Source organism: Nonomuraea sp. NBC_00507 (assembly GCF_036013525.1).
In the GTDB taxonomy this organism is placed as follows: Bacteria; Actinomycetota; Actinomycetes; order Streptosporangiales; family Streptosporangiaceae; genus Nonomuraea.
Genome location: NZ_CP107853.1, coordinates 1,255,360 through 1,281,371, shown reverse-complemented (window position 1 = coordinate 1,281,371; position 26,012 = coordinate 1,255,360). Strand labels below are relative to the sequence as shown.

General features: G+C 65.5%; 25 protein-coding genes and 3 pseudogenes. 13 read left to right on the top strand and 15 right to left on the bottom strand.

Going from position 1 to position 26,012, the window contains the following annotated elements:
* Positions 1-88 precede the first annotated feature (88 nt).
* The gene (locus OHA25_RS06675; RefSeq protein ID WP_327586710.1) at positions 89-391 is read left to right on the top strand and encodes a hypothetical protein; all 303 of its coding nucleotides are present in this window, start codon (positions 89-91) and stop codon (positions 389-391) included.
* Here OHA25_RS06675 and OHA25_RS06670 read toward each other — a convergent pair.
* A pseudogene (locus OHA25_RS06670) lies at positions 388-1,425 on the bottom strand (IS701 family transposase); the annotation flags it as partial. The gene OHA25_RS06675 and the pseudogene OHA25_RS06670 overlap by 4 nt on opposite strands.
* 252 nt (positions 1,426-1,677) lie before the next feature.
* Here OHA25_RS06670 and OHA25_RS06665 point away from each other — a divergent pair.
* From OHA25_RS06665 to OHA25_RS06655, 3 genes are read left to right on the top strand one after another with little or no spacing between them, the layout of a single operon-like run.
* Positions 1,678-2,793, top strand: coding sequence for a tyrosine-type recombinase/integrase (locus OHA25_RS06665; RefSeq protein ID WP_327586709.1), 1,116 nt, complete (start codon positions 1,678-1,680; stop codon positions 2,791-2,793).
* A 14-nt stretch (positions 2,794-2,807) separates the two neighbouring features.
* Entirely contained in the window at positions 2,808-3,731 is a 924-nt protein-coding gene (locus OHA25_RS06660) for a tyrosine-type recombinase/integrase (RefSeq protein WP_327590935.1), read from the top strand.
* A complete protein-coding gene (locus tag OHA25_RS06655; protein ID WP_327586708.1) occupies positions 3,728-4,720 on the top strand; it encodes a tyrosine-type recombinase/integrase in 993 nt (330 codons plus the stop codon). Before OHA25_RS06660 ends, OHA25_RS06655 begins: the two co-directional genes overlap by 4 nt.
* A 107-nt stretch (positions 4,721-4,827) precedes the next feature.
* Here OHA25_RS06655 and OHA25_RS06650 read toward each other — a convergent pair.
* From OHA25_RS06650 to OHA25_RS06630, 5 genes and pseudogenes are all read right to left on the bottom strand, one after another.
* Positions 4,828-5,145: pseudogene (locus OHA25_RS06650) on the bottom strand (transposase); the annotation flags it as partial.
* A gap of 411 nt (positions 5,146-5,556) precedes the next feature.
* On the bottom strand, positions 5,557-6,129 hold the full coding sequence (locus tag OHA25_RS06645; protein WP_327586706.1) for a GTP-binding protein: 573 nt from the start codon (positions 6,127-6,129) through the stop codon (positions 5,557-5,559).
* Positions 6,110-6,475: a DUF742 domain-containing protein gene (locus OHA25_RS06640; protein WP_327586705.1), complete on the bottom strand. Its 366-nt coding sequence runs from the start codon at positions 6,473-6,475 to the stop codon at positions 6,110-6,112. The genes OHA25_RS06645 and OHA25_RS06640 overlap by 20 nt, the downstream gene beginning before the upstream one ends.
* 2 nt (positions 6,476-6,477) lie before the next feature.
* A complete protein-coding gene (locus OHA25_RS06635; protein WP_305917641.1) occupies positions 6,478-6,909 on the bottom strand; it encodes a roadblock/LC7 domain-containing protein in 432 nt (143 codons plus the stop codon).
* Between the two features lie 28 nt (positions 6,910-6,937).
* Entirely contained in the window at positions 6,938-8,620 is a 1,683-nt protein-coding gene (locus OHA25_RS06630; RefSeq protein WP_327586704.1) for a sensor histidine kinase, read from the bottom strand.
* Positions 8,621-9,087: 467 nt separating this feature from the next.
* On the opposite strand from OHA25_RS06630, the gene OHA25_RS06625 reads away from it, so the two are divergent.
* A complete protein-coding gene (locus OHA25_RS06625; protein WP_327586703.1) occupies positions 9,088-9,642 on the top strand; it encodes a GAF domain-containing protein in 555 nt (184 codons plus the stop codon).
* A 1,426-nt stretch (positions 9,643-11,068) separates the two neighbouring features.
* Here OHA25_RS06625 and OHA25_RS06620 read toward each other — a convergent pair.
* The 3 genes from OHA25_RS06620 to OHA25_RS06610 form a co-directional block, all read right to left on the bottom strand.
* Entirely contained in the window at positions 11,069-12,124 is a 1,056-nt protein-coding gene (locus tag OHA25_RS06620; RefSeq protein ID WP_327586702.1) for a DUF4331 family protein, read from the bottom strand.
* A gap of 12 nt (positions 12,125-12,136) precedes the next feature.
* The gene (locus OHA25_RS06615; RefSeq protein WP_327586701.1) at positions 12,137-12,700 is read right to left on the bottom strand and encodes a hypothetical protein; all 564 of its coding nucleotides are present in this window, start codon (positions 12,698-12,700) and stop codon (positions 12,137-12,139) included.
* A 767-nt stretch (positions 12,701-13,467) separates the two neighbouring features.
* Positions 13,468-13,710, bottom strand: coding sequence for a transposase (locus tag OHA25_RS06610; protein WP_327586700.1), 243 nt, complete (start codon positions 13,708-13,710; stop codon positions 13,468-13,470).
* Between the two features lie 427 nt (positions 13,711-14,137).
* On the opposite strand from OHA25_RS06610, the gene OHA25_RS06605 reads away from it, so the two are divergent.
* Entirely contained in the window at positions 14,138-15,454 is a 1,317-nt protein-coding gene (locus OHA25_RS06605) for a hypothetical protein (RefSeq protein ID WP_327586699.1), read from the top strand.
* Here OHA25_RS06605 and OHA25_RS06600 read toward each other — a convergent pair.
* From OHA25_RS06600 to OHA25_RS06585, 4 genes are read right to left on the bottom strand one after another with little or no spacing between them, the layout of a single operon-like run.
* Positions 15,444-16,634, bottom strand: a complete 1,191-nt coding sequence (locus OHA25_RS06600; protein WP_327586698.1) for an FHA domain-containing serine/threonine-protein kinase — start codon at positions 16,632-16,634, stop codon at positions 15,444-15,446. The genes OHA25_RS06605 and OHA25_RS06600 overlap by 11 nt on opposite strands.
* Complete coding sequence (locus OHA25_RS06595) at positions 16,635-17,672, bottom strand: hypothetical protein (RefSeq protein WP_327586697.1); 1,038 nt, start codon at positions 17,670-17,672, stop codon at positions 16,635-16,637.
* Positions 17,673-17,693: 21 nt separating this feature from the next.
* On the bottom strand, positions 17,694-18,719 hold the full coding sequence (locus tag OHA25_RS06590; protein WP_327586696.1) for a protein phosphatase 2C domain-containing protein: 1,026 nt from the start codon (positions 18,717-18,719) through the stop codon (positions 17,694-17,696).
* Positions 18,720-18,766: 47 nt separating this feature from the next.
* Positions 18,767-19,468: a vWA domain-containing protein gene (locus tag OHA25_RS06585; RefSeq protein ID WP_305917652.1), complete on the bottom strand. Its 702-nt coding sequence runs from the start codon at positions 19,466-19,468 to the stop codon at positions 18,767-18,769.
* A gap of 465 nt (positions 19,469-19,933) precedes the next feature.
* Here OHA25_RS06585 and OHA25_RS06580 point away from each other — a divergent pair, with 465 nt between their 5' ends.
* From OHA25_RS06580 to OHA25_RS06570, 3 genes are all read left to right on the top strand, one after another.
* Positions 19,934-20,359 (top strand): VOC family protein, encoded by a 426-nt coding sequence (locus tag OHA25_RS06580; protein WP_327590934.1) that lies wholly within the window; start codon positions 19,934-19,936, stop codon positions 20,357-20,359.
* A gap of 702 nt (positions 20,360-21,061) precedes the next feature.
* Positions 21,062-21,382 carry a type II toxin-antitoxin system Phd/YefM family antitoxin gene (locus OHA25_RS06575; protein ID WP_103957053.1) on the top strand — a complete coding sequence of 107 codons (321 nt, stop codon included), beginning with the start codon at positions 21,062-21,064 and terminating at the stop codon, positions 21,380-21,382.
* Positions 21,379-21,789, top strand: a complete 411-nt coding sequence (locus tag OHA25_RS06570; protein WP_327586695.1) for a type II toxin-antitoxin system VapC family toxin — start codon at positions 21,379-21,381, stop codon at positions 21,787-21,789. The genes OHA25_RS06575 and OHA25_RS06570 overlap by 4 nt, the downstream gene beginning before the upstream one ends.
* 608 nt (positions 21,790-22,397) lie before the next feature.
* Here OHA25_RS06570 and OHA25_RS06565 read toward each other — a convergent pair.
* On the bottom strand, positions 22,398-23,180 hold the full coding sequence (locus OHA25_RS06565) for a L,D-transpeptidase (RefSeq protein WP_327586694.1): 783 nt from the start codon (positions 23,178-23,180) through the stop codon (positions 22,398-22,400).
* A 168-nt stretch (positions 23,181-23,348) separates the two neighbouring features.
* Here OHA25_RS06565 and OHA25_RS06560 point away from each other — a divergent pair, with 168 nt between their 5' ends.
* The 4 genes and pseudogenes from OHA25_RS06560 to OHA25_RS06545 all read left to right on the top strand — a co-directional run bounded on the left by OHA25_RS06560 (position 23,349) and on the right by OHA25_RS06545 (position 25,290).
* A complete protein-coding gene (locus OHA25_RS06560; RefSeq protein WP_327586693.1) occupies positions 23,349-24,122 on the top strand; it encodes a hypothetical protein in 774 nt (257 codons plus the stop codon).
* 183 nt (positions 24,123-24,305) lie between these two features.
* Entirely contained in the window at positions 24,306-24,815 is a 510-nt protein-coding gene (locus tag OHA25_RS06555) for a hypothetical protein (protein WP_327586692.1), read from the top strand.
* Between the two features lie 59 nt (positions 24,816-24,874).
* Positions 24,875-24,925: pseudogene (locus OHA25_RS06550) on the top strand (hypothetical protein); the annotation flags it as partial.
* A 62-nt stretch (positions 24,926-24,987) separates the two neighbouring features.
* On the top strand, positions 24,988-25,290 hold the full coding sequence (locus tag OHA25_RS06545) for an aldo/keto reductase (protein ID WP_327586691.1): 303 nt from the start codon (positions 24,988-24,990) through the stop codon (positions 25,288-25,290).
* A 416-nt stretch (positions 25,291-25,706) separates the two neighbouring features.
* On the opposite strand, the gene OHA25_RS06540 is transcribed toward OHA25_RS06545, so the two are convergent.
* Positions 25,707-25,892, bottom strand: coding sequence for a hypothetical protein (locus OHA25_RS06540; RefSeq protein ID WP_327586690.1), 186 nt, complete (start codon positions 25,890-25,892; stop codon positions 25,707-25,709).
* Between the last annotated feature and the right edge of the window lie 120 nt (positions 25,893-26,012).

The following is a 26,012-nucleotide window of genomic DNA, read 5'->3' as shown; positions in this document are numbered from 1 at the left end:
CATAGCCTGGTCCAAGCCCGGTATCGCGTGCGACCATCTGTACCAGAGAGACCGCCGATATTCGTCCACGAGGCGCAATGTCCCACGAATGGATCACGTCCAACAGGAGCCTCTGGCGGGGGCACTCGGCTCCGGGATGGATCTTTCGGGTCATCAGTGCCGAGCGTTACTCGCCGACGTCCGTTCACACATCCTGATCGCTCAGGCCGAGGCCGCGTCCGACTCGCCTGCCGGTACCGCGGATCCCGCCGCCATGAGCCAGATCCTCATCAAGCTAGGCGACCTTGAGGCCATCGTCGCGGCGGCTGTCGGCGACCTTCCCCCGGAGCCCGGCGAACTCCACTGCTCGAACCGCTTCCAAGGCGCTAGTACGGCAGCCGCCATTCATTAGTTGAGCTGGGAATATGCGGTGGCCAAGCGGGCTCGTTGATGGAACCAGCGGGCTCGGGCTTGGTGTCGGCGACGCCAGGTCGACCAGTGGACAGTGTGGAGAAGTGACCGGGTGATCGTGGTGGCGGCGTTGAACAGGCGCTTGATCTCGGCGACGGTCAGGGGAATCATCCCGGGGTCTGCAGGTGGTGGCTGATCAGGGGTGATCGCCCGTAGTGCCTGAGTGTCGGTACGACGTCGGGCGGCCGCAGCGGCAACAGCGCAGATCGCCAGGGCCGCCATGACCAGCACGGTGTGCCGCAGGATCGCCTCATAGAGGCGGACCTGGGCCTGGTCGAGGCCGAACAGGTCCTTGCCGAACTCAAAGGTCTCCTCAATCGGCCAGCGTAACCCCGCGGCGGCGATCAGCCGGGCCATCGTGGCGGGCTCGTCTTCGGGGATGAAGCAGTAGTGAAAGGCCAGCTCGCCGGTGGTGCGGTGCTTGCGGATCAGCACGTAGTGGGCGGGGCTGGCGGTGGCGATCCAGGCCCAGGCGTAGGTGCGCTCGCCTTTGGAGCCGCGTCCGGCCGAGCGGATGACCCACTTGCGTTTCTGCTTCAAGTGCTTGGTCACCACCTGGGCGCAGGTCAGACAGGTGCCGCCTCCGAGCGTGATGGTGAAGGCGGAGCGGACCCGCGGCACGTAGGCCTGCCCGCGTCTCTCCAGGAAGGTGCGCAGGGTGGTGCACGCGCCGTAGACCTCGTCGCCGACGACGACGTCGACGCGCACCCCGTCGGAGAAGGCCTCCGACAGCAGCTCGACGGCCAGTTCGCCCTTGGTGCGGAAGGCCAGGTCCAGCGGCAGAGCGGTGGTGATCGCCGTGACGGGGTCGGCGATCTGCTCGGCGGGGATCCATTGCCGTGAGGCGATCAGCGCATGTCCGGCGCCGGCGCGGATGTAGGCCAGGTGCACGGTGTTGATCACGGTGTTGATGCCGTTGTCGATGCCGCCCGCGCAGCCCATGTGCTGACGCTTGACCCCGGCGGTGGCGCTGCCTTATGACGAGCACGCCGTAATGCCGATGAGGCTTGTGTTGCTGCATGTCACGTGTGGTGTCACTTCGCGATACTCGTAATAATTCTTGCCGATTCGGGCGCCACTATCGCCGGTGTGGGGCGTCTTGTCAGTGGGAGTGTCCTCGACAAGACGGAGGCGTTCATGGGGCGGATTGTGGTGGAGGGGCCGCTTGCCCCGTTCGCGGATGGACTGCGCGGTTACTTGGCTGCCGGGGGGTATGCACTCGATACGGTGCGTGATCATGTCCATCTACTCGCCGAGCTGAGCGGTTGGCTGTCGGCTCGGGACATGACGGTCGGCGATCTGACCGAGTCGGTCGCCGAAGAGTTCCTGCGGGCCCGCCGTGCTACCGGTCTCCGGATCGGTGTGACGGAGCGGGCGCTGGCACCCACGTTGAGGTATCTGCGGAGCCTGCAGGCCGTGCCGCAGCCCAGTCCTCGGGCGCCGGTGACCTTCCAGGAGGCTCTGCTGGAGCAGTACCGGCGTCATCTGGCAGGCGAACGAGGGGTGACCGAGGGCACGATCAAGCACTATCTGCGGTGCGCGAGGGCGTTCTTGCAGCGGCTGCCCGACGCGAAGGAGCCGCTGGCGGGGGTGTCGGCGGGCCACGTCACCGGTTACGTGCTGGAGTGGGCCCGGCGCCGGGAGGGCTTGCCACCGGACATGGTGACGCTGCCGGCGCTGCGTTCGTTCCTGCGTTTCCTGCACGTCGCCGGGCACGTGGCCAACCTGCTGGCGGACGCGGTTCCGGCTGGACGAGCCCACCCCGGGCGGCTGGGACTGCCGCGGGCCGCCTCAGGCGAAGGCATCCGGGCCGTCCTTGCCTCCTGCGACCGAGACAGCGCGGTCGGCCGGCGAGACTACGCGATCGTGCTATCGCTGACACGGCTGGCGTTGCGCGGCGGCGAGGTCGCGCGTCTGGAACTCGGCGACGTCGGCTGGCGCGCCGGCGAGGTGACGATCCGCGGCAAGGGCGGACGGGTGGACGTGCTGCCTCTGCCGCGCGATGTCGGCCAGGCGTGGGCCGACTATCTGCTGCACGCCCGGCCGAAGACCACCGCCACCACGCTCTTCGTGACCATGGTTGCGCCGTTCACCGCGTTGGCCACCTCGTCGATCACCCAGGTGCTGGCCCGTGCCTGCGCCAGGGCCGACGTCGCCAGGTTCGGGCCGCACCGCATCCGGCACGCGGTGGCCTGCGCTCTTGTGGAGCGCGGAGCCTCGATGGAGGAGATCGGCCAGTTACTGCGGCACGCCCAGGAACGCACCACGGCGATCTACGCCAAGGTCGACCAGGCCCGGCTGGCCGAGCTGGCCAGACCCTGTCCGCAGGCAGCAGCCAGATGACGACTCCGGTGACGATGCGGGCCCGTGTCGAGGACTACCTGGCCATGCGCCGCTCGCTGGGCTACCAGTTGCGCGGCGACGGCCGGATGCTGCTGGCCTTCGCCGACCGGCTCGATCAGGCCGGACAGGCCACCGTCACCGTGTCGCAGGCGCTGGCCTGGGCGATGGAGCCGAAGAACGCCTCGATCACGCACTGGGGGCGCAGGCTCGCGGTGGTGCGCCTGTTCGCCCGCCACCTGCACACGCTCGATCCGACCTGCGAGATCCCCCCGGCCGGCCTGCTGCCCGCTCGCTCACATCGGCCGACGCCGTATATCTATACCGATCAGGAGGTCGCTGCGCTCGTCCACGCGGCCGGCACGATTGCGGCGCCGATGCACTCGGCCACCTGTCACGCAGTGATCAGCCTGATCGCCGCGAGCGGACTGCGGCTGGGCGAGGTCCTCGGCCTGAACCGCGCCGACGTCAACCTGGACGACCTGGGCGCCGCGACGCTCACCGTGACCGGCAAGAATCAGCAGACCCGGATGGTTCCGCTTCATCCCACCACCGCGGGCATGTTGTCTGGTTACGCCGCACGGCGTGACCGGCTCTGCCGCTCGCCCGCTTGCGACAGCTTCTTCCTCACCGCCGCGGGACACCGACCCCTGCAAAGAGGCCTGCAGGAGACCTTTGCCAAGCTGCTGGTCCTGGCCGAAATCCAACCCCCTGCGGGGCGGCGCCGTCCCAGGATTCACGACTTGCGCCACACGTTCGCGGTCAACACCTTGATCGGCTGGTATCGCTCCGGCATCGACGTTGCCGCCCGCCTGCCGCTGCTTGCGACCTTCCTCGGTCACTCCGGGCCCGAGGCGACCTACTGGTATCTCCAGGCCACACCCGAACTGCTCGCCCTGGCCGCACACCGGCTGGAACACCGTGATCGGGGCCGGCCATGACGGCATTGGCGCCCATCATGGAGGCCTTCTTCACCAACCGGCTGATGACCCAGCAGGCAGCCAGCCCGCACACGATCGCCTCCTACCGCGACACTTTCAAGCTGCTGCTCGGCTATCTCCACACCCGAACCGGCAAGCTGCCCGCCCGCCTGAACCTCACCGACCTGGACGCCGCCATGATCGGTGACTTCCTGCAGCATCTGGAGACGGTCCGGGGCAACAGCGTCGCCAGCCGCAACACCCGCCTGGCCGCCATCCACTCGCTGTTTCGCTACGCCAGCCTGCAGGCTCCCCAGCACGCGAATCTGATCAGCCGCGTTCTGGCGATCCAGACCAAACGCACCACCAAGACCATCGTGACTTTCCTGTCCCGCGCCGAACTCGACGCCCTGCTCGGCGCCCCTGACCTCGCCACCTGGCATGGACGCCGTGACCACGCCCTGCTCATCCTGGCCGCGCAGACCGGGCTACGCGTCTCCGAACTCACCGGCCTGTCCATCGGCGCCGTCCACCTGGGCGCCGCAGCACACATCTACTGCCGCGGCAAGGGCCGCAAAGACCGATGCACCCCGCTCACCACCCACACCAAGCAGGTCCTGTCCGGCTGGCTCGACGACCGCCAACCGGCAGCCGACACCGACCCACTGTTTTGCACCCGGCCTGGTGGAGCGCTGTCACACGACGCTGTCGAACATCTGATCAAGAAACACGCCCGCACCGCGGCCGAAGACTGCCCATCTCTTCAGGGAAAGACAGTCACACCCCACACTCTGCGGCACACCGCCGCGATGGAACTCCTCCACGCCGGCGTCGACATCACCGTCATCGCACTCTGGCTCGGGCACGAGAGCCCGACCACCACCCGCATCTACCTACACGCCGACATGGCCCTCAAAGAGAAAGCCCTCGCTCGAACCACCCCGCCGAGCACCACTCCCGACCGCTACCAGGCCCCGGACACCCTCCTGGCCTTCCTCGACCAGCTCTGACAGCCACAACACAACGCCGCGAACAGGTGACGTTTCCCCAGCTCCAGCCCCGTCATCGGCATTACGGCGTGCTCGTCATAAGGCCGTTAATGCCGATCTCGGCATTAGGTGCCCTTCTTCTCCTGACCGGACTCGTCCAGGGCCGCAACGGCCAGGCTGCCGGGGCGGGCGGCGGCGTCCAGGCCGGCCACAGCGAAGCGGCGGATGATGCTCATCGCCTGCGCGGTGTCCCAGCGGGCCCGATTCAGCAGCCGCTGGGTGGCATCGGGGCTGCGGTCACCCACCCACTCGGCGATCGTCCACCCGTTGCGTTTGGGTAGGTCAGACATCACTGCTCGGACGTACTTGGTGGCCTGTAGCCGCGGCTCGATCCTGTGGAACACCGGCGCCAGGACGGCCATCAACTCGTTCATGTACCGCTGCACGCGCTGAGCCTCTACGATGAGCGCAGCAGCCGCTCTCGATCTTGTACTCTTCACACAGACATGATCACGAGCGGCTGCTCTCGTTGACCATGCTTCCGATCACAAGATCGCATCGACCTACCACGCATCTTGCCTGGTCATAAGGCGAATGGCGGCTGCCGTACTAGTGAAGACCGCCGTCATCCTGCTACTCATCGGCGGCCTCCTGCTCATCGGATATTTCGTCGTGGGTTTCCGTAGGTTTTTCTCAAGTTTCACGACGCCCGGAGAAGTCAAGCTTGGGTGGCGAAATCGTCGACGCGCCGGGTGATGGTCTTGGGCGCCACCCGGAGTTCGGGTGGCGCTTAGGGCTGGTCGGCCGCGGTGAGCGGGACAAGAAACCAGTTGCAGATCGCCCTCACTGCGTATCGGTCAGATCGGAGCGGCGGTGAGGAGATGCTGGATCAGTGACCGGAGTACCGACATCGCGGAACGGGTATCCCGTGCGTCGCACAACATGACCGGCGCGCGCGAGTCGAGTTCGAGTGCGGCTCGCACCTCTTCCGGTTCATAGGGGAACGCATCGTCGAATACGTTGACCGCGACGAGGAATGGGATGCCCCGATCCTCGAAGAAGTCGACGGCGGCGAAGCATTCCTGCAGCCGACGGGTATCGGCCAGCACAACGGCACCGAGCGCTCCTGCGGATAACTCGTTCCACATGAACCAGAAGCGCTCCTGCCCAGGCGTTCCGAACAGGTAGAGCACAATATTATGCTGGTGGATGGTGATACGGCCGAAGTCAAATGCAACTGTGGTTGTGGACTTGTCCTCTGTCCTGCTGAGATTGTCGACACCTATGCTGGCCGCAGTGATGAGTTCTTCCGTATTCAGTGGCTCGATCTCGCTCGTCGCGCCGACGAAGGTCGTCTTTCCGACGCCGAATCCACCAGCGACCAGAATCTTGACCTGGGTGGGTAACACCTCAGATTTGTTGTAAACCATCGAGCAGCTTCTCCAAGAGAACTCGGTCGGTGACGTGGCTAGACGAAGAAGACGATGCCCAGGTGGCTATGGCTCCGCAGTCCACCAAATCCGCGACGAGGACCTTGGTGACCATCACAGGGAGTCGTATGTTCGCCGCCACCTCCGCGACCGAGACCGGCGTGCGGCACAGTTCGAGAACCTTGACATGTTCCGGATCCACGTCCGGGCTGGCCCGACCTGTGGTGACCACCAATGAGAGCAGATCCAGTTCCACAGTCGGGCGGGTGCGGCCCGCGTTCACTGTGTAGGGGCGAATCAGGGGGCCGGCTTCGTCATCAAGCCATATTTCGTCGTCACCGGCCATGTTCATCGGTTCCTGTCACCAGAACGAGCTGCCGGCGGGCGGATCGCTGTGTCCAGGAAGGGACGGACGGCTTTGATCAGCCGAGCCATCTCAAGACCGACGACACCCGGGTCGGCATCTCCCCCCGCCAGCACTGCGATAACCGAGTTGTGGCCGGCCCACGAGATGAACAGTCGGCTGGACTTAAGTTCGGTCACGACCTGGCGGACTTCGTTGCCGCCGTCGAATTTGGCACAGGCGCTCCGTGCCATGGAAAAAAATCCGGAGGCGAGTGCCGCGAGATATTCTGAGCTGTCGCGATCCAGACCGTGGGTGGCTTTCACCAGCCCGTCGGAGGACAGCAGCACACTGCCACGAATGGCAGGGACCTCCTGGGACAGCCCCTTCAGCAGCCAGGCGAGATCCGAAGTCTTGTTTGACGAGACGGCGCTCAATGGACGCTCCTTCTAGGTTTGTAATGTTCTAAAGATCGGTGTTACCAGTCCCGTCTTTAACGTCTTCGTCCTGACCACTGCGCATCCCCTTCATGAATGACGCCATCAGCCCGTGATCGAGGTCGAGATCCGTATCGTCATCCAGGGTTGCGGGAGTGTTGAGAAGCTCGGGCGTCATGCTCGCCTGAGGGCGACGTTTCGGCAGTTCCGGACGTCGGCTGGTACCTCTTGGAGGACCGAAGTCGGTCCGCTTCTCCGTTTGCCGGGCGGGCGCGTCGGCGCTCTGCTTCCTCCAAGCCTCGGACGGGTCGTCAGAGCGGGCACCGGCATCGTCGCCGCTCAGCGCTGGTGTGTCCTGTCTGGAACCGGAGGAAGGCCTCGGCGAGAAAAGCGAGCCTGGCGTACTGGCCGACCGGGCGGGCTTGGGTTTCGCGGGCTCGGGGGACGTTGCCTGTCGTACGCCCGACTCCCGCGGTTCTGAACTGATCAACTCATTCGGGATCACGACGATGGCCTGGGTGCCGCCGTAGATGTTGGTCTGCACCCTGACAACGACTTTGTGTCGACGTGAGAGGGCGGATACCACGAGCAGTCCGATACGGCCGTCCTGCACCAGTTCGTCGACGTCGACTCGTTCCGGAGCGGTGAGAAGGTCGTTCAGCCGACGCTGGGCTTCTCGGGGAATGCCGAGGCCGCGGTCCTCGATCTCGATGGCCAAGCCGGCAGTTACGGCTTCTGCGCGGAGGAGCACCTGCGTGTGCGGCGGCGAGAACTTAGTGGCGTTTTCGACAAGCTCGGCGACCAGATGGATGACGTCCGCGGCCGCGCCGCCGTCCACGACCCCTTCGACCGGCGGCACTACTTTGACCCGGCTGTAGTGCTCGACCTCGGCGATGGCCGAGCGCAGAATTTCGTACGTGGCTACCGGCCTGCTCCACTGGCGCCGCGAGACGGCCCCACCGATCACAGCGAGGCTTTCGGCCTGTCGGCGCAGGCGAGTACTGAGGTGATCGACCCTGAACAGGCCCTTGAGCAGTTCGGGATCCTCGACTTGGTTCTCCAGCTCGTCGAGTCCCTTCATCGCACGATGAGACAATGACTGCATTCGCAGAGCAAGGTTGACGAAGATCTCGACTCGCTGTGTTGGACGGCCACTGGGTTTCCGGCTCGCCGCGTTGATCACAGCGTTCCAGGCCTCGTTCTGAGCTTTCTGGAATTCTTGCGCAAGGTGCGCGATGGGGTCGCCCGTCGCTACAGGCCGGAAGTCGACGCCCCGTCGTGCGGGAACCTCGCCGGCCGTTATCCGCTCTGCCAGGCCTTGCAGTTCTTGCCGGCCGCGGGACACCAAGACCCCCAGGTCGCCGAGCCGGGGCTCCAAGTCCTTGAGCCGGGAGGCCGCACGACCGGATGTCTGACGCTCCCGCCGAGTCGCCTTCTCCGCCGCAACGACCGCGACGAGCATGATGGCCACCGCTCCCCCCGCAATGACGGCCAGTGTCGGCCAAGCCTGCGGTGACGAGGGTCCCGCCATGGTCAGCACCGTCACCGCGATCAGCCCCAGGCACGCCATAAGGGCTGCTGGAAGGATGGAAATGCACAGATGGAAGGCATGAACGTTGATCGGACGACGTTTACCGCGGCCGCGTGACCTGCCACGGCTTCCGGCGTCTTGGCGTTCGGGGGCGGTGGGAGGCACGGGAGGCGCAGACATCGGGAGTCCTTGGCACAAGGGTGATAGGTCAACACGGGTCACCATACTGAGTCAATCAGCACAATATCGATCCCTGCGGCCACTTAAAGTGATGCGGCACTCGGCCATCAGGGGGACAGCGCTTGCGGTTGATCCGGGAGTCCGCGCGGCTGGACTGCAGCCCGCGGCGAGCCCCAAGCATGGACGGCGTAGGCACCAGGTGCTGGGTACCGCGTCGTTCTCCGCTCGAGGCGGTTAGCAGGCGATGGAGCGCACGTCCGGCGACGTCCGCACCGTTATCGAAGGCACCGGCTCATAGGGCGCGGGTCTGCTGCGCAACCTGCAGCAGGCAAGGGGCCGAGGTCGTGGAGGTTGACCGGCCCCGACCGGTCCGTTCGCCGCCGCCGTTCCGTGACCACCTTGCTATCCTCCGAGCGGGATGGCCGCAATCCGACAGGAACGGCCAGGTAAGCAGACAGGAGCCTGTGATGAGCCTTCCCTCCGCCTTCCGCCTAGTGACTCCCATAGACCAGGAAGCGCCCCGCCGCGCTGCCCTGCTCCAGGAACTGGGCATCCGGGAGGAGCCTGACCTTGAGTTTGACGAGTTCGCCCGGGCCCTGGCTCAGGAGCTGGAGGCGCCATTCGCCATGGTCAACATCATTGGCCCAGAACGGCAGTATTTCGCCGGATTGTATCCTTCCTCGCGCGACCGGGGCGTCGACCCGGAGACGGATCCGTTCCGGACGATGGCCTGCGACCACGGTTACTGCATGTACGTGGTGACGAGGAAACATGCGATGGCGTTGGACGAAGTGATGGACTATCACCTCTTCGCCAACAATCCGGTGGTGGACGAGATCGGGGTTCGCGCCTACCTGGGCGCCCCGTTGATCGACGGGGCGGAGACCCTGGGCACTATCTGTGTCGTGGACACCAAGCCCCACGATTGGGGTACCGACGGGGTCGCGTTCATCAAGGCCCGGGCCGCAGAGCTTGTGGAGAGGATCCATCAGCGGGCTCGTCTGCTGAAGAGGCCCAGATAACCTCGGGATGCCGCTTCTCAGAAAACGTGAGCGGCCAATGTCAGTCTGCCAGTGGGCTCAGAAGCACCGGTCTCCAGACGGAACTCTGCCGTCGGGGAAGATTATCGCGCTGTGGGGCATCGACCATACGCTCATCGACACAAGGGGTGTCGGCCGCGAGCTGTCAGCACAGGTGTTTGAGCGGGTGACTCGTGGCCTGAATCAACCGCGAGGCCAAGGCCAGGGCCCCGCTGGCAGGGCAGACAATCCCCACAGACCCCCACGGCAGCGTGTCGGCCGACACGAACGCGTGCCGGGGCACCGTGCGGAACGCTGCTTCGACCGGGCCGACCTGATGTGCCCGGCCGCGATGAGCTCGTCTGCGGACTTGTCCCTCAGCTCAGCGGCCTGTGCCTGGTCGATGGTCTCGCCATTCCAGATGATCTCCTTGTCGGGTGTCTTCTGGTCGTCGGCTTCGCGGAGCAGCTTGATGCGGCGCCCGTTGCGAGGCGAGTTCGGCGAACACCTTCGCGGCGTGAGCACTTGCGGGCGTGAGCCCGGCCCTGCCCGGCAACTGCGCTCGCCGGACGACCAAGGGAAAGTGTTGGCCCTGCCCGCCCGGAAGGGCAGGACCCGCCGACAAGGCCGCGGAAGGCTGCCGGGCGTATGAGGGCGCGGCGACGGGCACAGGGTGTGGTTCGCCGCCGCGCCTGCTCCTCACGCGTGAGGTCGCGGCCGGGGCTTGGACCCCCGGCCGCCGCCTGGCGCATTTGCAACCGATGGGCCAGGGCGCTCACAGCGCCCCTGGCTGGACCGCGCGTTGTACAGCAGGGCTGACTTGAAGGCCAGCGTGGAGGCGAGCGCGATCGGATCCGGCTGCCGTACCGTCGGCTGAACGCCGGCCGCCGTCGTGTCTGCGGTGACCGGCCAGCGCAGCTTGGCCCCCACACTTGGCCGACCGCGTCTCGCTCGCGATCGATATCCCACGCCGAGGTAGGCGTTGCGCAGCGTCGAGAGTGACGGCCCGCCAAGTCCTGCTGGATCGCCGCCAGCGCCACGACCTTTCGCATGGTCCGATCGGCCGCCTGTACATGGGCGTGTACCTGGATGACAGTCATCGCCTCTCCGCTCCATAGCCGGTGCGCGAGCGCCGGTCCGGTAGAAACCCGGCCATGCCCGCGTACAGGTGAGGTGTGTCGGCGTCGTCGACGGCCAACGTGACGTCGTCCGGATCATCGGCACCAGGCATACGTCTTGACCAGACCAGGGCGCAGCAGCGCATACAGCAGTCCGACAGATGAGAACCGTCTGCCATGGTGGTGTCGGCGACCGGGAAAGGAGAAGGCTCCTGACCCTCGCATTTGCGCTGGTCAGGAGCTTCTTCCTGCTGATGGTGGCCCTTCAGAATCCACTCTGGAGGACAGAAGGCGCCCAGCTCAGGACCGCATCACCCGCCGGTGACCGGGCGGCTGAGATACGGGAAGTGGTCGAGCAGGATGCCGGTTGCGTCCTTATGGGTCAAACCCATGGTGAGTTCTTCGTTCAGCACCAGGTCATACATGGAATCCGGGGCGCATTCGGTGAGGCCCTTACCGTTCTGAATCTCTTTGTTCCAGGGGTCCCAGAGCGCGGAGGTGCCCACTTTGAAGCGCAAGACGTCGGGCAGGAGCGTGTCCGCGACGTACGCGCCGTACGCCTTCGGGGTGGCCTTGCCCTGCGGTGGATCGTCGAAGGTCTTTCGTGCCGCGACGACGGCGGCCGTGGCGTCCCGTACCTGACCCCAGAACCCTGAGGCGGGATCGCTGCCAGGGTTCTTAGGCCTGCCGTTCAGGTGGTCCTTGGGATGACTGGCGTTGAAATCCATGCCGGCGGAGCCGCCGGAGAAGTCCCATATGAAGCCGACAAGGGGGCCTGCGGCGTGCTGAAGTTGATGCCACACGCCATGCTCCTTGACCGAGGTGTTTCCCCAGTATCCAATGGTTCCCGAGCCGGTGATCGAGCTGGGCACCTCGAGGACGATCGCGCTGACGTTGGTGTTTTGGAAAGCGTTCTGGGCAGGATAAAGCGCGGTGTAACTGGGATTCGTGCCTGTTGACAACGCGGCCCGCGTCGCCACGGTGAAACGCGGGTCGTTGAAGAACGGCTCACCGCGCTCACCGGCGAAGAGCTTGATTCCGTTCGTACAGGTGACAACCTGCCCCAGCCTCGCTTCGGCCGGTGTAATGACCTTGCCCGTGGCGTCGCGGTCACGAGCGGCGCGACCGGTGAGCTGTTCAACCTTTACAGCGTCGCCGCCTGGAAAAGTAACGCGCCAGGTGATGTCTTCAAGGTAATCAAGCGGACTGCTCGTGTCGACCTTGAATTCATAATAAACTTCAGGATCGAATCCCGAGCTCTGCAGCGGCGAGACGTTGATCACGAACACCGTGCCGTTGTTGCCGGCGAAGCAATAGACATCAGTGATATCCCGCTGCGACTCCGGGATGTCAGTGTGGTGAGACATTATGCGGCTCCTCTAGCGGATGGGGGTATTCGGGAAGACAGGGTTGCGGGAGAACGGTTCGAGAGCAAGAGTGAAGAACTTGCTCATAAAACCGACATCCTTGGTGGCGCCAAACTCGCCGACGAACAGCAGGTAGGGGAGCTCGCGGTGATCCCACGTGACGCGAGTGGCCTTCCCTTCCCGACTGATGAGCTCGTACCAGCCGTTGTCAAAGCCGCTAAGGACTGCGACACGCGACGGTGCTCCATGTTCTGGAATGATCGACGCGTCGACCATCATGCCATCCAGGGCTGGCATCTGAGGCCAGGCATACGCCGTTCGCGTGAGGCGTGGACTGGTGAAGTAATCCTCGACGGGAGCGGCTTTGACTCCCGCTGGCAGCAGCAGTCGGGCGCCGGGTCTGAGAAATGGGCCATGCCACCGCCGCGCGCTGCCGCGCACAATCGTTTCGGCAGCTGTGCCTGCGCCCGACGATCGGGCGCGCGTGGCGGCTGAAGCGGTGCCGGCGGGAGCGCCCAGAGCCACGATGAAGGGGGAAGCGGCGAGTCCGGCGAGAATGCCGCGCCGGTTCAACATGCGCCCTCCGATGCTGTCCGTGACTCCGTTATAAACGTCGAATCTGGATTCATATCTTTACGTCCGACCATGTTTCGTCACACCTTTACTGGGAAATGCGGATCAGTAACGCTGGATTGTGAACAGGGACTCCCCGAGCCTTCTGCAGTACGGCGATGGTGTTGCCGGGGATGGGAATGACTCAGCAATGGGCCGCGCACTGGACTTTATGAGGCGTGGGCAACACATCCATCGTGGGCCTCAAACGCACGCGACCATGCTGCCCACGAGGTTCCACGGAGTCCTCCACAAGGGCGGTTCGTGGCGCTCGGCAGAATGATGATCAATCGATGACCAGGGAACGGGTCAGGCCGGAGGGGTTGGGCAGGGCATGTTCTACACTCCGTGCTCTTCAGTCGCTTTCAGTAGCCTCTCCGTCGGAGAATGATCTCTAGTTAGTCATGGCGAATTTGTAACGGATGTATGTCGATTCCACATCGGTGAGTGCGGGCAGAGCTCCGGCGAGATGCCGCTGACGGCCCGAGTGTCCGTTTCCGAAAGTGAACGGTACGGCGAGGCGGCGCTCACGCTCGTGCCGCTACTCCCTCAGAACGCGGCACCCGATACGAACCGGCCGTGAGGGCCTCACGTCGCCTACGGCTGGAGAGCACGCCGGGCCTGCCCGAGTCGATCGAAGCGACCTAGCCGCTCGCCTTGGTGCAGACGTGTGACCAAACGTCGAGACGGTTGTTCGCTTGCTGCACTCCGCGTCGTGGCAATGCCATCGATCACGGGACCATGGGGATGGTGAGCGGCTCGCGGAGGACGATCGGCCCGCTCGTCGGCGTCCAGCGTTCCGTTCCCGCGGCCCGCCGCCTGCGCGCCAGTTTCACCCAGTTGCCCAGGATGCCCTCCTTGATCCCCAAGTCCCGGGCCACCAGCGCGATCGGCTTGCCGGTCTCCTCGACGATCCGAACCACGCCATCCCGGAAGTCCTGATCGAACCTCCGCAGCTTCTCTTGCCTCCCCATGAATAGGGCCTTTGACGATGGGCTTCGACCAACCGTTTCCGGACGAACCCGCCAACTGACTGTTGTCCGGCTGCCATTGATCACGTTTTAATGACGATGAGTTTAGGCGGCCGCCGGCCCAGGGATGGGGAAGCGTGCGATCGATATTCGGAGAAGCGCGCCTGCACGGTCGTGGGATAAGTGACGGCTTGGAGTCCAGATGTATGACGAACCGGCACCGGCTCCCTCCCTCGCCGAGCGCGCCTGGAGCCTCTTACGCCAGGTGGCGACGCTTTTTCGCCGACGCTTGGTGGTGATCGTCGTTGTTGTCGCCGTCCTGATATCCACTGCGGTACTCGTGAATTACACGCAGGGATCGTGGCCATGGGGCGGCTGTGAAACAAACAGCGCGGACGTCGTCGACATCGAAGGCGAATGCGTCGGGCTGATGGACCCAGCCGACGGGACGACGGTCCTGGGCGAGCAGTATCGCCAGATCCTGGAGGCCATCGCGGCGGAAAACCGCACGGTCGCCAAGGACAAGGACTACAGCACGATCGCGCTCATGGCCCCGATGGGGGCAGGCCCGCGCGGACTGGTCGGCGAGCGCGCCCTCCACCAGCTCGAGGGGGCGTTCATCGGTCAGTACCGCGCCAACCGTTCGGAGACGTTCCCCAAGATCCGGCTCCTGCTGGCCAACACCGGTCACGACGGCTCGAAGTGGCGGACGACGGTGCAGGCGGTGCGGAAGAATGCCGCGACAGGAGCGACGGCGAGCCCCGGACAGGTCGTCGCGGTCACCGGAATGGGCCCGAGCCAGCAGGAAAGCATCGACGCCGCACGTGCCTTGGCCAAGGATCCCGGAATCCCGATGGTCGCCGATTTCATCACTGCGGCCGGGTTCAACACCACCGGTGAGATCGACGACGGCGGACCTATTCCTGGTCTCACCCGCACCGCGGTCAGCACCTCGGCCCAGGTGCAGGCCATCGCCGAAGAGTTCAAGAAGAAGAAGGTCGGGGGGAACGCGGCCCTGATGTGGGCTGACGTGACCCCGCAGGGAACCAAGGACCTTTACGCCCGCTCACTGAAGGATGCTTTCCTCGATCCGAAGCTTGGGCTCAAGTCGTACGTCGACAGGTCCGGACTCAGTTTTCCTTTCGACCCGCGTGGCGGTCCCTCGCTCCTGCGGACCATCAGCGACACGATCTGCGGGGCCAAGACCGATATGATCTTCTACGCTGGCCGCCAGGCGTTCATGCCCACATTTCTCAAGCTGCTGCGGAGCCGGCCCTGCCGATCCACGCCCATCACCGTGGTCACCGGGGACGACGCCCAGGACCAAAATCCGAACGACCCGTCGCTGCACGACCCCGAAGCGCCCATCAAGGTGATGTTCGTGCCGCTCGCCGATCCCAAGCGGCTCGACCACCAGGACAATCCGCACCGCCAGCTCTACCGCGACTTCCGTGACGAGTTCGTGGCGCCCCACCATGGTGTGACTTTCCCCGCGGCGCATCTCGGCAGCGGGTTGGCGATCTTGGCGTATGACGCGGTGACCGCCGCGGTCACCGCGATTCAGAAGGCCGCCATCGGCGTGGACCCGTCCCAGCTCAGCCTGCCCTCCGCCGTGGCGGTGCGCGGGCAGCTCTACCTGTTCACCGGCACCAACGTCATCCGCGGCGCCAGCGGAGCCTTCACCCTCGACTCCAGGACCGGGGAACGAGTGAACGTCACCATGCCCACGCCCGTGACTATCCCATGACCACGACGATTACCGTAAGCGCCACTGCCGCGATGAGGAAGAGCAGAAGCCACCAGCGCGCGGCGGACATTCGGCTGAGAAGTACGCGCTCCAACTCCCCCGCCTCGGTGAGGCGGAGCACTGCTGTACCGATCGTGAACCGATCACCCGGTCGCAGGGTCGCATAGAGAACAGGGCGGCCGTCGATGAACGTCCCCAGACCGCTACTGTGGTCATGCAGCCGGTAGCCTGCGCTCACCTTGCGGACGGTGGCGTGCGCCGGGGCGATCCCCTCCCCGTGGATCACGATGTCGGCCGCGGGCCCGCTGCCCAGCGTGGTGGTCTCCTTCAGCGTTCCGAGGGTGGTCGGCAAGATCCTTACATGTGGCACCGTCGCCTGCGCGGTTTGCGACTGATGCCCCACAAGGCGGCCGAGCAGTTCCATAGAGGTGGGCCGCCGCGCCGGATCCTTGGCGAGGCAGTCGGCGATCAGTGAACGCAGTGGCTCGGATATCACTCCCACGTCGGGGGTCTTGGTCAGGACGCGGTTGATGATGACGGCCACGTTGTTCCCCGCGAACGGCGCCTTGCCGGTGGCGGCGAAATAGACCGTGCCTGCCCACGCGTGCACGTCGGCGGGGGGACCCACTTCGGCGTCGGCCCCTCCCACCTGCTCCGGTGCGAGATAGCCGGGGGTTCCTATGGTCGTGGTGATCGCGGCGGTCGCCTCCAGGGCCCGCGCGATTCCGAAGTCCACGACACGTGGTCCGTCCGGCCCGATGATGACATTGGCGGGCTTGAGATCCCGGTGGATGACTCCCGCGCCATGGATCGCCGCCAAGGCCGTGGCCGTATAGGTCGCCAGCCGCTCGAGCGCAGCTCCCGACAGCGGCCCGTGCGTGTCGACGAGCTCCTGCAGGGACGGGCCTTCCACGTATTCGCTCACGATGTACGGCTGGTCACCGTCGACGGCGGCGTCGATGATCATCGCCGTGTACGCCCTGGGCACCCGCGACGCGATGGCCACCTCGTCCGCGAACCGCCTGCGCGCCCTCGGGTCGGCTGCCCCCTGCGCGTGGATCACCTTGATCGCGACCCGGCCCGCCTCGCCCTGGGCAAGGTAGACCGTGCCCTGACCGCCGACACCCAGGCGGCCGAGCACCTGGTAGGGCCCGATGCGCCGCGGCTCGCCGGTGTTCATTCAGACTCCTAACGTGACCGCGACGACGAGGGCGATCGCCGCCAGGACGACGATCAGCACCACGATTCCCCCGTGCCGGCCGCGCGAGCCATCCCCGACCGCGGACTTCCCCCGCTGCCACGCCTCGCGCAGGTTGGAGTCGGTTTCGACGTAGATACGTTCCGGAGTGACGAGCCACCGCCACGACTCGCCCGCCGCCCGCCATCGGGCGATGTCCACCGATTCGGGTGCACCGTCCAGACACTGCCTTATCAGGCGGCGATGCCGCAATGGCAGGACCCTGGCGAGCGCGGCCTCGTCGAGCGACCACGCCTCGGCGCTCTCCTGAAGGCACCGCACGACGGCCCAGGCGAACTTGTAATAGTCCGACTCCGGGGTGAATCCGCCTTCACGGGGCAGTTTCCACTGCTCGGGATCGACCTCCGGCAAGGCACCGCGGCCTCCGACCGGTATGCAGGAGTCGCAGTCCAGCAGGTATACCGCGGGTGCCGGGTCGATGGTGAAGACGGCGTTGCGCAGTTGCAGATCGCCCACCACATATCCCTGCTCGTGCAGCCACTGCATCGTCGCGAGCAACTGGCCGAGGACGGCCAGCTTGTAGGGCGGCTCGTAGTAGCGCGTGCCGTAGTGGTCGCGTAGGGCGCTCACCCGCTCGGGCGACCGAGTGAGCTCATCCAGATGTCGTGGCACCCGGCGGGTGCGGAGCTCGACGAACATCTGCTCGGGAGCGGGTCTGATCAAGATGCCGGTGACCCGCTCGTCCCGGACCGCCGCGACCGGCCACGCACAGCGCCGATCGAGTGTCGCGCGGTCCTGCCGGGGAAGTTCACGCCGCCAGCGCACCATGGCGAGCAGAGCGTCCTCGTCCAGCCCCGTCAGCGTCTCCTCGTCGTACCGTTTGAACAGAAACCGGCCAGGGACGCCGCTGACCTCGCACGGCGTAAGGCTGCGAGCCTGACCGCCCGGGCGCAGGGAGTAGACATCGGCATCCGTGGACGGCGTCAGATCCGCTTCCTCGACCACATCTGGGGGATTCATACGTCTGCCGCCGCACTCCTGTCACAGGACGGCCGTGTCGTGACGGCCTGCCCACAACGCCAGAACGGTCCGGTCGTCATCGTAAGTCGACAGATGGAAATCCACATCGCGCAGGAAGCTGCGCAGCGTGGGCGGAGAACTCCACGATGTGACGAGCTGCTGGGCGAGTACGCTGCCGCCGCCACCCATGGCCGTCCCGAATCCGTCGCTGCACAGGACGAGCACATCGCCCGGCCCCCAATCGATCTGCCGTTCCCGCAGCTCACCAAGGTCGTCCGGCAGGGCGGACGTGACGTTGCCCGGTCGCTGCCCTTCGGGTGGGAAGATCTCGGTCCACGTCCCGTCATGGAGCCACAGCGCCGGCGAGTCCCCGATAGCCGCGCAGGCGGCGATCCCTCGTCTGCCGTCCGCGGGGATCACCCCGATCGTCAGCGTCGTGGCGGGCGGATCCGATGCTCCGGCGCTGTGTTTGCCAATGGGCTGGCCGCCGAGCCGGGCGGTGGCGCGCATGACCTCGCCGGCGACGGTGGCGAAGGCCGCGTGCCAGCCGCGGTCGGGGGTCAGGGAGAGGTTCGTGGCGGCGCGCACAGCCACCGCGGCGGCGTGTTCGGCGTGCAGCGTGCTCCCCAGCCCGTCAGCCACGGCCGCGATGACCCATCGTCCGTCCGCGCTCAGCCGTACGGCGTAGGCATCCTGCAGGGGTTCGCCGCGATATCGATGGCGTCGGCCGCGGATGCTCACGGCGCGGACCGTGGTATGTGCGAGCATGCCGCCGTCGAGTGCGACGCCTGGGGCGCGCGAGTCCGCGCCGCCCGCCAGCAGGACGGGCAGCGGCTGGGGGAGCGGACCGAGTGGTGTTCTGCCGTCGGCCGCAGTGCGGGTCCTGCGGCCGAGCAGTAACTGCCCGAGGAGTACGGCGCCGCCACCAGCGATGCCGGACAGGATCCACAGCGGCCAGCCCGACGCCGTCCCGCCGCCCTGCCGCGGACTGGGCGTGACGGTCACCGTTACCGTCGGCTCCGGCGACGGACCAGGCTCCGCTCCCACCGGGCCGGCTCCTATGACCAGGAGTAATCCCGCCAGCGTCGCCCTGATCATCTCAGCTGCCGCATCCCGCCAGGTCCGCGCAGAACGGCCGTGTTCCTGTTGACCGAGGCGCTGATGCTGTCCGAGACGGCCTGCGCGATGCCGTGCAGCACGGTGGCCGCCCCTGTCCCGATCTCGCCCACGAAGGCCAGCACTTCGCCCCTGAGGGTGGTGGCGACCCGCCGCAGGGTGTCCTCCTGCACCGTCCCGAACCCGAGCGCCACGATGTACGGCGCCGGGTTAAGGCTCGCCAGCCGGTCGCGAGCGGGGCCCCAGATCTCGACGTCCTGATGGTTTTGGCCGACGTACGGCTCGCCGTCCGTGATGAAGAAGACAACCGGCGCCCGCACGTCGAATTGCTTGGACAGCTTCCGGTAATCCTTCTCAATGATCTTCACGAGCTCGCTGAAGACCGTCAGATAATCCGTCTGCCTGCCAGGTTTCAGGGCCGGAACCCTGATCGCGTCACACGGCCTGGTCAGCGGAAGCACCAGCTCGACCTTGTCGGAGAAGGACACCACGGCGACATGCGCGGCCTCACTGACGCCGGGATCGCCCGCCTCCAGCTCGAAAAGCAGCTCACCCACACAGTTGGAGAGAATCTCGAAGGGGGTGGGCCGCCCATCCTCGCGGGCGGTGTGCATCGAATGCGATACATCGCACACGATGTAAAAGGGGAAGGCGCGAGGGCGCCCGTTAGCCGATCTCATCGGCTTTTCATCCTGATAGGGATTACCGGTCTTTGCAAGGTTGCGAACAGAAGGATGGCTTCAGCGGGTTCGCGGCTAACAGCCGGTATTGCCATCGCTCGTCCTCGAACCGGCGCTGATGTCGTCTTCGGAGCGGTGTAAATAGCTCGACGAGGTAGGTGCCATGAGTGGATCTTAGGCAGCCTCGCTGGCGGCGGCGAGACCCGCCGCGTGAAGATCATCTTGGTACCACGTTCGACAACGTCGCCATTGACACGACCGGCACCTATGGCATCGTCATCGACAACATCATCGGCAGCGCCACCTTCTCCAACACCAAGGTCTCGGGCACCCGTCCGGCGGCCTCTCCAACCCGACCACCACGTTCACCATCGTCAGAAGCCCCGGCAACTCCGGCTTCTAGCCACCGGATCCCCACAAGCGGCGAGCCGCGTTCTTATGCTCGGAGACATGACCATTCAGCGGATGGACAACGTCGCCATCGTCGTCGACGATCTGGACGCGGCTGTCGCGTTCTTCACCGAGCTCGGCATGGGACTGGAAGGCAAGGGACAGATCGAAGGCCTTTGGGCGGACCGCACCGTCGGACTCGACGGCGTCCGGAGCGACATCGCGATGATGCGGACCCCGGACGGCCACAGCAAGCTGGAGCTGACCAAGTACCACACCCCCGCGGCGTCCTGCGCCGAGCCGGAGAACCCGCCGCCCAACACGCTGGGCCTGCATCGCGTTATGTTCGCCGTCGACGACATCGACGACACCATCGCCCGCCTGCGCGCCCACGGCGCCGAACTCCTCGGCGAGGTGGCGCAGTACGAGGGCATCTTCCGGCTCTGCTACCTCCGCGGTCCCGCGGGCATCATCGTCGCCCTGGCCGAACAGATCGGCTGACGCGAGCCTGCCGCGCGGGGCGGGTGCATCAGCGATGCACGAACGGATCGCATGAGCATGCTGATACAAACCATTCTCCGCGCGGCGCGACAAATGAAGGTCAGCGTGTGAATGCCGGTCAAAGGTTCGCGCGCCGCCACGATCCCGAACGCACAGCGCAGCAGGCCGACCGCCGGGGCGGATGGCCATCGGCCTTCGACCCGAACACCTATCGACGCAGCTTCGTGTTCCTCGGCAAGCGCGGGGTCTTCCTGCGGGGCGGCAGCTGCTTGCAAGGTAAATCAAACTCCAGTTCCTATCGGTGACGCAAAGCCTGTGACCTACGCCTGACAGTGTGAGAAACGTCCGCTGATGTTCGTGATCATCTCTGCCGGTTGTCACGCAGGCTGTCTATGCGGCTGCCAACCACGAACCGCTCACGAGTTCTTCATTTCCAATGAGACCCGGGAAACCCTCGTTGTCTCCTGGCGGTCGCACGGCGCGCAACCTCCCAGAAGATCGAGGCTTTGGACGCCAGGGCGCCCAGCGGCAGGACGTTCTCACGTACTGCCCCGATCTGTGTCGGCATCACGTGGCGGATCCGGCCCTGACCTCCGGTCTGGCCGTACGGCCGGTTTCGGAGTTAGGTGAAAGATCTCGAGAACGATCAGTGAGATGTGCTACAGAGTGGCACCGTATGGCTCCCTGTTGGAGACTCCAGATGTGAGCACTCCTGAGCCCGACCGCTCCCACGAGATATCTCAACGCGACCTGCGCAACCGCTCAGCGGAGATCATGGATGGTCTGGAGCGTGGGGAGCGGTACGCCGTTACCCGTAATGGCCATCACATCGGTGATCTGGTCCCTCTTCGCCGCCGACGCCGGGCCGTGTCACGCGCCGAGTTCGCCGCCGTGTCGCGTGGCATGCCACGACTGGACGACCGTAAATATCGCGAGGACATGGACCGCCACGTCAACGACGATCTCTACGACCCTTACGATCGCGCATACGGCAGACGCGAGTTCGCGGAGGACGAGGGATGACCCACGCCCTAGGGCTGCTCGACACCAACATCCTCATCCTGCGCGCCGGCATCGATCCCGACGAGCTCCCCGATGAGATGATGATCAGTGCCATCACCACCGCGGAACTCTCGGTCGGCGTCTTGGTGGCGACAGGGCCGCAAGAACTCGCCCAGCGAATGAAGATTCTGCAAACCGCCGAAGCCGAATTCGACCCACTCCCCTTCGACGACACCGCAGCCCGCGAGTACGGCCAGTTGTGGACGGCCGGCATCGCCTCAGGACGCAAACCGCGCCCCCGCACTGCAGATCTGATGATTGCCTGTGTGGCGATCGCGAACCGGCTACCCCTTTACACCTGCAATCCCAAGGATTTCAAGGGCCTGGACCACCTGATTACGGTAGTTCCTGTCACTCGTCCCCAGTGAATGGCACGGCATTCGCGCCTGGCCGCCGCCTCAAGCGCGGGGAGGGCGCCGAACGACTGCCCGACCAGCAAGGGCTGCGGCGCGTGCACTGGCTGGCGGTCTGCGTGTGATGGCCCCGTTTGTGGCCGCCTGCCTCGACCCGCGCTTCTGAGGCGCTCATCCTGAAAGATGCGCGGTGGCCCTGCACAAGATCGAAAAGGCCAATTCCCGATCATGGGGAGTGGCCTTTGACCTGCGGTGGAGCCTAGGAGATTCGAACTCCTGACTTCCTGCTTGCAATGGGAGCCAAACATCACGCGGAGCGCTTCTCGGCCTGCTCTAGTCGTCGTGCGATGCTGTGCGTCGGAGTAAGGGTCGTGCGGTCTTGTTGCTGTACTTCGCTGCTGTACGAGCTAGCGATCACTCCAACGCTTTGGCCTCCTCCGCGCCTCCAGCACGGCCCGGTGCTCGGCCTCGGCCAACCGTCCCGACTCCCACAGTTCATCCGCCACGTTGCTCCGGCTGGTCAAGGTGTCCGCGTGCTTGCTGACACCGCCGTCCGTCTCTTTCCGGCACATGCACGAGCTCGCGCTGGTGCATGGCGGAGCCGTTGGCCGCTGGCCTCATCCTCAAGGAGCGATCAGAACTGGAGTCCCAAGAGGCAGTTTCGCCAGCACCTTGAGCGCGCGAGCAGGCACCCTGATGCAGCCGTGCGTGACCGCCTTGCCGAACACCTTCCGGTCCGGCCAGCCGTGGAAGGCGACCGTGCCGGGACCGCCGCCGAAGGTGTCGAGCGTCGGCGAGTGCGTGCCGAGGGGCAGAATCAGCGGGCTGTAGGCCTTCTTCTCCTTCGGCGACATCAGGGCCAGCAGGAAGGTCCTGCCCACCGGGGTGGGTGTCTCAGGGCCGCCAATAGCCACCGTCCAGGTGCCGAGCTTCTTGCTCGCGTTCATCACGGTCAACTGCCTGGTGCCCAGCTTCACGATGGCGCGGTAGCGGCTGCGCGCCTTCTCCAGGCCCTTGGCCTTGATCCAGCCGGTCACGTGGTTGGGCTTGCTGGGCAGCAGCACGCGGTACCAGCCCTTGCGCGCCTCCACCACCGGGACCCAGGTCTGGCTGCCGAGCTGCTTCGCCGGGAGGGTGGCCGCGGGCTTGCCGCCGGGGTGGGCGTAGACGGCCACCGTGCGTGCGGGGTGGACCACGATGCCGCTCAGCTTGCCGTACGTGTCGGTGTCCTGCGGGAGGCCGCTCAACTCAGTGAACGTGGTGGCCTTGGGTAGTGCGGTCGCCGTGACCGAGGGGCCGGCGGCGAGGGTGACGGGCGACGCGGCAACGCCGGCGGAGGTCGAGGCGACGAGGCTCATGGCGACGAGAGAGGCGCCGATGAGTCGGCGGGGGGCATCGAGCGGCACGATCGGCTCCTGAGGTTTCTATGACACATGCGACACGAACGCATAACCATCTGGCCAGGTAGATAACGGTTTGGAACGTTTGAAGATGCTCCGCCAACGGGTGTGACATTTTTACACATACGAGCCATCTGAGGCTCAAGTGGCTCTCATAAACCCCGAGGTGCGATCGTGACACCCCCCAGGCTCTCTTCGGTCCGCCGCTGGTTCACAGTGGCACTCATGTTCGCGGTGGCGGCGCTCGCGGTGCTCGCCATCTCCAATACGGCCTCGGCTGGAGCGGTCCAGGGGACGCCCGGCGACAACGGCGACGTCAAGATCCACAAGTGGACGACGCCGGAGGACGACCAGCGCGACGAGCCGCACGTCTGCGTGTTCTATCTAGTCGGGTTCAACTTCGACGAGGCCGAGCAGGTGAGCTGGGAGATCAAGTCCTGGCCGCCCACGGGTGACGAGACCACGGTGAAGAGCGGCACCCTCGTACTCGACAAGGACGGGCATGGCCGTACCGTCGACATGACCCTGCCGAACGGGCACTACAAGTTGTTCTGGGACTTTGCAGGGAAGAAGGGTGCGCCCAAGCACAAGGTGTTCTGGGTCGAGTGTGAGTCGACGCCCACCCCGACGGTGACGCCCACCCAGACGCCGACGCCGACGGTCACCCCGACGGTGACGCCCTCCCAGACGCCGACGCCGACGGTCACCCCGACTCCGACTTCCACGCCCACTGCGACGCCCACAGTGACCCCTACCCCCACGCGGACGCCCACCTCGACGCCGACGCCGAGCAACACGCCGACCCCCACCCATCCCGGTAAGGATGATCGCGAGACGGCGACCCACGACTGGTTCGAGTGGGATGTCAACGTCACGCAGACGCAGGACGAGCCCAAGCCCGCACCCACCCCGACGCCGGTGAAGACCAACATCCCGGTCACTGGCTGACACGCGACACCGAACGACGGAGGGCCCGGATCAAAGCGATCCGGGCCCTCCGTCGTCTGTCAGCTTCAGACGAGCATGCGCAGCGGATCGGCGGCCTTCCTCACCGCCTACGAACGTCACCAGAACCAGCACAGGCCGCACCAGGCTCTATCCCTACGCTCACCCACGCATAGACCTGCCGAAGTGGTCGATCTCTCGGTCGGGATACAGAGACGAGGCGCCGTCGACGTCGGGATCGGCGCGGGCGAGACCGGCCTAACGATCGCGACCACCGGACTGGGCGGCATCGTCGGCGCCATGGTCGCGCGGCCGATGGCGGCACGGTTAGGCAGCGCGCGGGCCGTTCTGCTCGACAAAGCAGGCCTGGCCCCCACCGGCCTGCTGATCCCGCTGACGGATCGCGGGGCTGGACTGGCGCTGTTCGTCCTGGGCGGCGTAGTGATCATCGCAGGGGTCGTGGCAGGAAACGTGGTCTTCTCCGGCTTCATCCAGACGTACGTGCCGGGCGAGCTGATGGGCCGGGTGACGTCCAGCGTACAACTGGTCAACTTTGGCGCGATGCCGCTCGGCGGCGTCCTGGCCGGGCGCACTGGCCGGTGCGTTCACCGTCCGCACGGCGTTGTGGGCGATGATGATCGGGTTTGTGCTGAGTGGCCTGATCCTATTGGCCAGCCCCCTGCGCCGCCGGCGTGATCTGCCGTCCGGCCGGCTGGACACCCGCCTGTGACCCATGCGTGCCGAGCCCTGGTGCGATGCTGTTCGGCACCACCACCGACGAGACGACGTCGTTTACCATCCTCGACCGGTTCGTCGAGGCTGGCGGCAGTTTCATCGACACCGCCAACAACTACGCGTACTGGGGTCAATGGCACTCAGGGTGGAGAGAGGGGCGCTGCTCGGCCGCTGGCGCCGCAGTCGCGGCGTTGGGGATGAGGTCGTCATCGCCACCAAGCTCGGAAGGCAGCCCAACATTCCAACGACCGCCCTCACCCACGACCTTGAGGGCTTGTCTGCCCAAGTGATACGGGAATCTTCGGAGCGAAGCAGGGAACGGCTTGGCGTGGACAAGCTGGACCTCCTGTACGCACACGCATACATCGAAGGTCCCAGGGTGCCGCCGGAGGAGACGGTTCACGACGCCTTTGACCCTCCGGGCCGCGCTGAGTAACGCCGTGCGAGAGGAGACCCTGCCCGCAACGTCGCCCCCAACGTCAAGATGCCGGTCCCTCGCAAGCGCAAGATCAAGCCCTGGTCCATCGAGGAGGCATGGGCCTTCTTGGAGTCGGCGCGCAAGAACAACGACCTGATGTATCCGGCCTACGTCCTGGTGCTCGTTCTTGGGTTGCGCCTGGGTGAGACGCTTGGGCTGCGCGCCACTTCCCAATCCATGGGAAGTGGCCCCTTTCGACATGGCCTTTGACCTGGGGTGGAGCCTAGGAGATTCGAACTCCTGACTTCCTGCTTGCAAAGCGGCCTGATCTTTGGGGATAACGGCCTCAAGCTGTGCGGAGGACGGTCCGCGAGTGACCGTGATTGTCCGCTGGTGACCACCCTTAATGGCACGCTAATGGCACGACCTCGTAATCAGCTCGTCCAGAGAACGATCTTTCCGAGAAGGATCCCGCTGAACCAGAAGGTAAACATCATGGTGACTGTCACGTGAGCCTGCTTACGCTCCTGATCAGTCCGACCTGGCCGCCGTGCTCTTGCGATCAGCGTGATGGCCACGGCTACAAGAGCAAAGGTCATCGAGATCTCGACGGAGGTCATGACGTGAGGGTACTACGGCCAGAATCCCCTCTCTAGCCCGATCTTCCCGTCCGCCTCGTCCACTCGTAAGGGGTGCACATCCACGATCTTCGGCGGTTTTACAGCTCTTGACCGTTCTCG